8 protein-coding genes are annotated in these 7667 nt (G+C 43.2%); 5 read left to right on the top strand and 3 right to left on the bottom strand.

Features of this window, described 5'->3' with window-relative positions; genetic code table 11:
• The 5 genes from ACTHUE_RS08405 to ACTHUE_RS08385 all read left to right on the top strand — a co-directional run.
• The coding region (locus tag ACTHUE_RS08405; RefSeq protein ID WP_440423269.1) for a hypothetical protein at nucleotides 1-197 on the top strand (197 nt) is incomplete at its 5' end.
• Entirely contained in the window at nucleotides 151-1662 is a 1512-nt protein-coding gene (locus ACTHUE_RS08400) for an IgG-binding virulence factor TspB family protein (protein WP_083290054.1), read from the top strand. The genes ACTHUE_RS08405 and ACTHUE_RS08400, both read left to right, overlap by 47 nt.
• An 8-nt stretch (nucleotides 1663-1670) precedes the next feature.
• On the top strand, nucleotides 1671-1952 hold the full coding sequence (locus tag ACTHUE_RS08395) for a DUF2523 family protein (protein WP_070461276.1): 282 nt from the start codon (nucleotides 1671-1673) through the stop codon (nucleotides 1950-1952).
• A 2-nt stretch (nucleotides 1953-1954) separates the two neighbouring features.
• Nucleotides 1955-3133, top strand: a complete 1179-nt coding sequence (locus tag ACTHUE_RS08390) for a zonular occludens toxin domain-containing protein (RefSeq protein ID WP_070461275.1) — start codon at nucleotides 1955-1957, stop codon at nucleotides 3131-3133.
• A gap of 361 nt (nucleotides 3134-3494) precedes the next feature.
• Complete coding sequence (locus ACTHUE_RS08385; protein ID WP_070461274.1) at nucleotides 3495-4469, top strand: IS110 family transposase; 975 nt, start codon at nucleotides 3495-3497, stop codon at nucleotides 4467-4469.
• 505 nt (nucleotides 4470-4974) lie between these two features.
• Here the strand turns inward: ACTHUE_RS08385 and cas2 are convergent.
• From cas2 to cas9, 3 genes are all read right to left on the bottom strand, one after another.
• On the bottom strand, nucleotides 4975-5301 hold the full coding sequence (cas2, locus tag ACTHUE_RS08380) for a CRISPR-associated endonuclease Cas2 (protein ID WP_070461273.1): 327 nt from the start codon (nucleotides 5299-5301) through the stop codon (nucleotides 4975-4977).
• The gene (gene cas1 / locus ACTHUE_RS08375; protein WP_070461272.1) at nucleotides 5294-6208 is read right to left on the bottom strand and encodes a type II CRISPR-associated endonuclease Cas1; all 915 of its coding nucleotides are present in this window, start codon (nucleotides 6206-6208) and stop codon (nucleotides 5294-5296) included. The genes cas2 and cas1 overlap by 8 nt, the downstream gene beginning before the upstream one ends.
• A 66-nt stretch (nucleotides 6209-6274) precedes the next feature.
• Nucleotides 6275-7667: type II CRISPR RNA-guided endonuclease Cas9 (gene cas9 / locus ACTHUE_RS08370; protein ID WP_440423267.1), on the bottom strand; the 1393-nt coding region annotated here is incomplete at its 5' end.

The following is a 7667-nucleotide window of genomic DNA, read 5'->3' as shown; positions in this document are numbered from 1 at the left end:
TTTATTCATATTTAGAAGAAACTGGATATTTGAAAAAATTCTCTTTAGATAAATGTCAGAATTTTTTTAATAGAATAAATTTCAATAAGGCATGTTTTGAAGTTTTATTTAAAGATAATTCAGTTTTCACTATTGGAAATGGTGAAATAAATGTTACGGGTTTTGACAATAATTTTTCTATTAGGTTTGAGCTTTGAATCTTTTGCTGGTGATTTGCAAGTTAGAAACGGTAAATTAGCCTATCCTTTGACTGAAAAATTTAATGAAAATGGTTTCAGACCTTGGAAAATTATTGGTGGTGGAATTGATCAAGAGTATCAGTCTAGATTCGACAAATCACTTCATGTTCGCGAAGCCTCTACCGGTCTCCGTTCCGCCTCAACTGTACCCGTAACGATAGAAGCCCAAGTATCTCGAAAAGCCGTCCTTTCAGGCGCATTTCGCCTGGTAAAAGCAGGTGCAAAACTTGCTTTAAAAGCTGCTCCTTATGTTGGTGCTGCTTCATATGCTTATGATGCCTATCAGGCCGTTAATCCGTCTCTTGAATCTGCTGGATATGAATACAATGATGTAAGCAACGAGTATTTAAAAGTTTATAAAGATGCTTTATGTACGATTGATAAAGATTCCTGTGTAGGCGTTGATACATCTGTTATGCGTGCATTAAGTAAAGGTGGCGTTAGTGAAAAACAAGCTCAACAATTATTAGTAATGCAAGTTGAATCAGAATTTAAAAAGTATTTTGATAATGTCATAAAACCTAATGAACCAGGTATTTATTTTATAAATTGTTTTTGGCTCGATGGAGTAGCCTGTGAAACTAGTAAACAATCTCGATATGGTTATTATTTTCAAAATAGAGCTTTAACAAAAATTTTAGAAGAGGATGAATTTTTAAATATTGCCACTTCTATAATTGACGGAAATCCTACCCCTTTTGTAGAAGGTACGGGCAAACCTGAATATAAAGAAAATATCAAAGTCCCTGCCGGTACAGTTGTAACCATTGGCCCTGTCACTCCCGAAAATGGCAAGCCGGTGCAAATTACCATTACTTTCGGTCAAGATTCAAACGGCAAAACAAACGCAACGGTAATCACAACCCCGCGTCCCGACCTCACACCGGGCAGCCCTGCAGCTCCTAAAACCAACTCAACACCTACACCGGGAGAAAATGGCAAGCCTGGCTCTCAACCAGACCCAACGCCTGACGGTAGCCCGTCCGATAAGCCAAAACCAGATCCTGACGACAGCCCTAGCGGCAAAGACAATCCAAAACCCGACGATAAGCCCGACCCTGACAGCAAAGACGATCCAAAAAAAGATGAAGGACCTAAAGAGGATGACAAGCCCAAAGAAGACGGAGGTTTGCTTTGTAAAGTGTTTCCGAATATTTTGGCCTGCGACGAATTGCCCGAAAAAGAAGAACCTGATTTAGAGATTCCCGAAGAACAAATAGATTTGAACTTCACACCTGACAATACTTTTAGAGAGTATGGCGAATGCCCTGCTCCGGTAACGTTTCAGGCATTGGGTGCTGAATACAGAATCAGTCTTGAGCCTGCGTGTAATTTAGCTGCCATGATTAGACCCTTTATTATCGCTATGGCTTGGCTGGTGGCTTCGTTCTTCGTGTCTAGAGTTGTCAGAAATAACGCATAGGGGGATTTATGAAATTTTTAGCTGCTCTTGCTCCATATTTGATAAATCATGTTGTCAAATACATTCTGACTGCTTTAGGGGTGTCTATTATTACTTATGTTGGTTTTGATGCCCTTATGAGCAATCTTAAAAATCAGTTTATAAGCAGTATGGGCGCAGTTCCCGCCGGAGCGATCCAAATTTTTTACATTGCAGGTGGCGGCGTTGTTCTGAACATCATGTTCGGAATGCTCGCTTTTGTCGTTACGTTTAAAACTCTGTCTAAATTAAGCTTTGGCAAGAAAGGATAAAGATGGCCGCCATTACCCTGATAACAGGAAAACCAAGAATCGGCAAAACCGCCTTTGCCGTCGAACTGCTTATGTTTGATGACTATTATAAAGGCCGTAAAATCTTCTCCAACATCAACGGCCTTTTGATAGACCATCATCAACCGCCGGAAGGTCATAGCTGGGAAGACATGTATGAATGGCTGAAATGGAAAGAGAATATCGGCTCAGTTGTCATTTATGACGAAGTGCAATATTTGTTTCCGACACGTTCCAGCGGTTCAAAAATGCCTGAAAACGTCGCCTTTTTGAACATTCACGGCCATTACGGTATCGACATGATACTAATCACACAATCGCCCAAGCTGCTTGACGTGAATCTGCGCGAAGTCGTGAACAAGCATATCCATATAGCTGCAAACAAAATGGGCGGACTGACAAGGCTTGAATGGAACGAAGTAGCTTTAAACCCGACACAGCAATCAAGAAACGCCTTGTCCAGTTCGCATAAAATTAGGGAAGAGGTTCTTGAATACTACAAATCTGCAGAAGTGCATACCGCCCATTCGCACGTCAAATCAAGGTGGTATTACATCATAATCGCCATGTTGTTTATCCTGCCGTGTATCTTAGGTTTGGTCGGATTCATGGGCTATAAGATGTATCAGGGTTATAAAGAAAAAGCAGGAATAACGGCAAAGGCCGAAGCAGCAAAAGAAGATACAGGTTTCAAAAATCCGCTTGACCCTGAAAACCAAAAAGAAATGATGCCGCAAAGTGGAATTCAGGGGCAAAACCTCAAACCTGAAGATTTTGTCCCTGTTCTTGCCGAAAAGCCCGAAAGTAAACCCATCTATAACGGCGTCCGACAAGTTAAAACATTTGAGTACCCCGTCGGCTGTGTTGATGGTGGCAAAAGCGGATGTACCTGCTATTCATCGCAAGGTACACCGCTGAAAGAAATCACTAAGGCAATGTGCAAAGACTACGCCCATAATGGCCTGCCGTTTAATCCCTACAAAGAGTCCGACCACAGCTCAAACCAAGCGCAGACAGCGCCATCCGCGTCGGATACTAGCGCAGGCGTGCAAGTCGCATCACTAGGCGGCCAAAGCCCTCAAAACCTTATGTATGACGGATATGTAGAAGCAGGCGCAAAGTTCACACCGCAAAGCGGCGCGGTAGTCGAATCCGCGCAATGACAAAGGCTGTCTGAAACCAGTTCAGACGGCCTTTAAATAAAAGCTGCTTGATTCCTTTAAAAAGCGCGGCGTAAAAACCTATCTAAAGAGCAGAAACCTAAATCCCGCGATTTTTAAAGGAAGCAAGTAGCAATGGCCGCGCGGCAGAGCGCAATTTTAGAAAAGAAAGAATAGAAAAGCAAAGAGATTGAAACATCTGATATACTCAAAACGTCAGCGGTCTAGCTAACCCTGACAACATCCGCCGAGCCTGAAAGTTCCCGAATCATCAAGATTGGGAGAAAGATAAGGACGGCGGATTTTTTCATATTTAATTTGAGTAGCATCAAAGGCCAAGAGCCTGCATAGTAAGGGAAAAAATATGAGAAATACCGTAGGACTCGACATATCCGCAGAAACATTTGACGCAGTCGCATTAATAGACGGCCAAACGGCCTATAAGAAGTTCCAAAACAACCAAGACGGCATAGAAAGCCTGAAAAATTGGATAAACGGCCAAAGTATCGAAGACGGCCAAAACATTTACATCATCATGGAAGCCACCGGCAACTACTACGAAGCCGTCGCCGACAACCTCGCCGATGATTACCATGTTTCCGTTATCAATCCCCTAAAAATCAAACGGTATGCCGATTACCGTTTTAATCGAACAAAAACCGACAAACAAGACGCAAAACTAATAGCAGAATTTGGTCAAAACGCCCTAGCAAAAGACCTACCCAAGCACAAAAGGCCGTCTGAAAACATCCAAAGCCTCAAACGCCTGTTGAGCCTGCAAAACCAACTGAAAGAACAGCTGACAGCACAAAAAAACAGGCTGAAAGCAGCAAAAGACAGCTTTGTACAACAAATCCACCAAAAGCAGATAGACGAACTCAACCAGCATCTGCAAGACGTGGACGGCCAAATCAAACAAACGGCCAAAGCAGACAAAGCCATTCAAGAAACCGCCAAACGCCTACAAACCATCCCATCAGTCGGCCAAACAACGGCTATATACCTAACCGTTCATCTCCTTACCGCACATTTCAAAAACGCCAACCACTTTACAGCATTCGCTGGCATGAGCCCGCAACAGAAAAAATCAGGGACAAGCGTCAACGGCAAAGAAAAGCTGACAAGGTATGGCAACAGAAAACTACGCGGCGCCCTCTTCATGGCCGCCATGGTAGCCATGCGTCAAAATTACTTTCCCGACTTCACCAAAAGACTGCAAAAAGCCAAAAAGCCCAAGATGGTTATTATCTGCGCCCTGATGAGAAAGCTACTCGTCATTGCCTATCATCTGCACAAAAACCAAACCGACTTCGATCCGAGTCGGTACAAACAAGCGTAAAGAGCCTTAACAAAAACGCAAAAGCTACGCGGATAATCGTAAAATATTCGCGCGGCCAATTGCATTCTGTAAAAATTGCAAAACTAAATAAACAGGAAAAACAATAATATACAAAAATGACAGTAAATTACTATTGCATGTTAAAGTAGCATCTTTCTCATTTCGCAGTGCTACAATATACCTTCGGCCATAGTCAAAGCAGAAGCGGTTGTAGCTCCCTTTCTCATTTCGCAGTGCTACAATGGCCACTTTCGTTATTGTCGTAATGTGAGTGTTGTAGCTCCCTTTCTCATTTCGCAGTGCTACAATAGAAGTGCCGAACTTCATCGGCTCAGTCGCGTTGTAGCTCCCTTTCTCATTTCGCAGTGCTACAATTTCAACTGGCAACACAACATACAGACCATTGGTTGTAGCTCCCTTTCTCATTTCGCAGTGCTACAATACTTCGATGGGAAATCCTTATTCTATAAGGGTTTCCCGTTTTATTTTGTCTAATAAAATGAGCTTAAAATAATAATAGTTGGTCGGAATTTACCCTTTTTTCTTGGGTTTTCAGCTCTCCCAACAGCAGTTTCATGGTGGCATATTGCTTTTCTGTTACTTCCAAACAGCGGATTGAACCTTCTTGCGGTAGGTTTGCACATAGCCTATTGTGGTGTTTTTGTAACGAGTCTCGACCTTTGACAATACGGCTGTATACAGAAAGTTGGAGCATTTGGTATCCATCTTTTAATAGAAACTGGCGGAATTGATTGGCGGCTTTGCGCTTTGCCGTTGTGGTGACCGGTAGGTCGAAGAAGACGATAATCCTCATAAATTTGGCCTCACTCATATTGGTATTCTTTCAATGGCAAGATTTCAGGCAGTTTCAGCTGTTTGGCGTTTTTATCGGTTACGCTGGCTTGAAATGAGGAAATCATTTTGTCTATGGCAGCCAAGGTGCTGAAATGTTGTCGTTTGATACAGATTTGACAGTGAAGGGTCTTGATAAGGTTTTGTTTGAGATTGGAGGTCAGATCAGTTTTCAGACGGCCTTGTTCATGCAAATGTATAACGACCAGGTCGGCCAATGGGCGTAAGGGTTCGATAAAGTCATCGGCGAGGTTGAATGGATTTAGTTCGCTTCTATGAAACAAGCCTAATGCAGGCAACCATCCATATAAAGTCAGGGCGCGTGCAACTGCTGCACGGAGTACGGCGTAGGTGTAGTTCAATGCGGCATTGACGGCATTGTTGTCATTGCGAGTAAACTTTTCTCCAAAGAGGGCTTGGAAGTAGAGGGCGGCAGCTTGGGCTTCACGGTTTCCTGTATCGCCCGAACGGACTTCGACTGCCAAAGTGCGCAGCCGTTTGGCGGCAAGATCATTGCCTGTTTCGTCTGCGACAAATGCTTGATTTAGGATTTTTTGGCGGATGATATGTTGCCAGAGTTGCTTTTTTAAGGGTTCGCTTATATTCAGCTGCAGCTTGAGGATTTTAAGTTGGCGGTGATATTGGGCATAAGGCAGCCATTGTCCGCAGGGTAGGAACTGTTCGTCACATGTCAGCAGGGTTGAGCCATGTTCGGCTAAGGCTGATAGGAGCGGGGCAGTAATCAGGGTTTCGCGGTTTTCGATGATGATAACGGCGATGTCTTCTAATGGTACGGTATGGGACTCGCCGTTTTGTTGAATCAGCAGTTGCCGGCATTGCAAGGATAGTTTGCCGCCATTTTGAATGAGCAGGCTGCGCCAAGTCATGTTTTTCCCCTTATTTTGATATAAAAAATCCCTGCTTCAGGCCGTCTGAAACAGGGATAGATTAATTTAGCAGACAGGCGGGCGTTTTTTCAGACGGCATGGTCTGATTTCTTTGCCCAGTTCATCGATTTGGTATTTTTGCATCAATACAAGATTTTGGGTACTAATACGGAATTGCTGTTCTTTAGAGCCTTTATCATGCCAAGCTAAATAGAATCGTCCATTAGAGCTATCACAGTTGATATAGTAGGCGAATTCTACTTTAGATTTTTCATCTTTCTGAAAAGCAATCAGATCATACTTATGCAAGCTAAAACAGAATGTATAGCTATCATCAATCCGGTATCCTTTACAATCAATATCGGGAAGAATGTTTTCAGCAACCTGCCAAGCATAGATGGGAACAATAAAATACTGATTTTTTCCTTTCTTATCCACTTTACAGAACACATCAACACGTACCATGTCTCCATTATCTGCAATGGTATAAGCATTTTTTTTGTTTAATAAGACTCCGCTCTCTTGGGTTTTTTCGACCCTCACAGCTTTAACCAGTTGTCCCCCCTTTTTATAAAACGGATTGTCCTTAGGGTCAAATGCTTGTTTAGCATTACCTCCATATGCCCCTAAACGTGCCTTAAGAGCCTCATATAATTCAATCTCCCTACCATTTTTATAATTAACCATATTTTCAAGGTCGGCCAACTTGATTTCGGTTAACCATACTCGTTTAACACTAATTTTTTCATTATGTTTAACAAATCGTTTAGCAGATCTCAAAGTATCTTTATGTGCACCGCTCATCTTCCGATTGGGCGCGCGTGAAACAAACAGTGGCGTAACGTATTCATGTACGGCTTCGGGGCGAGATGATAATTTTTCGGCAAGCAACGCGCGCAGTTTTTCTGGGGTATCGGCTTCTTCAAATTCGGGTTTGCCGTCCGGTTTGCCGAAGACGCGAAGCATGACTTCTTGTGCGAAAAATTCCCAAGGTTGCGGGAAGTGTGTTTTTTGATGCAGCACTTCTCCTGTTTCTTTATCTATGGTTTTCCCGTCAAACGCGTTCATCTCTTTATGGTGTACAAAATGGGTAATTTTCTGCTGCATGGCAACGGTTGAGCAGGCAACGACGACGGCGTCCAAGGCGTGATGGCGGTCGTTTTCCGCACGCACTTTGCGTAATCCCCAAAAGCCGCGCAACAGATTGGTAATTTGTCCGTTGGATGCAAAGACACGTCTTTTCCCTTTACCTGTCAGCCGCATACGGTCAGCAATAAATTGGCACAGGAAACGGTTGACGTAGCGCGTATCGTTCAGATTGCGTTCTTTAAAGCCGTCTTCGTCGAATTTTTGCAGCAGAATCCGTTGTTTTTTACTGCGAGGAAAACGGCTGGTTTCAACACGCGCTTTAAATTCCTGCCATTCGCGGCTGTTGTCTTTGCCGTTGAAGTATTCGTAA

The organism is Neisseria sp. P0021.S005, from assembly GCF_051956955.1.
The sequence above is the reverse complement of the archived record's forward strand: the minus strand, read 5'-3'. Positions and strand labels throughout refer to the sequence as shown.

Excerpts from the sequence above, each read along its gene's own strand:
- cas1 (WP_070461272.1), bottom strand. The coding sequence starts at position 6,208 with ATGACTTGGCGCAGCCTGCTCATTCAAAATGGCGGCAAACTATCCTTG.
- cas2 (WP_070461273.1), bottom strand. The coding sequence starts at position 5,301 with ATGAGTGAGGCCAAATTTATGAGGATTATCGTCTTCTTCGACCTACCG.
- ACTHUE_RS08400 (WP_083290054.1), top strand. The coding sequence starts at position 151 with ATGTTACGGGTTTTGACAATAATTTTTCTATTAGGTTTGAGCTTTGAA.
- ACTHUE_RS08385 (WP_070461274.1), top strand. The coding sequence starts at position 3,495 with ATGAGAAATACCGTAGGACTCGACATATCCGCAGAAACATTTGACGCA.
- ACTHUE_RS08395 (WP_070461276.1), top strand. The coding sequence starts at position 1,671 with ATGAAATTTTTAGCTGCTCTTGCTCCATATTTGATAAATCATGTTGTC.
- ACTHUE_RS08390 (WP_070461275.1), top strand. The coding sequence starts at position 1,955 with ATGGCCGCCATTACCCTGATAACAGGAAAACCAAGAATCGGCAAAACC.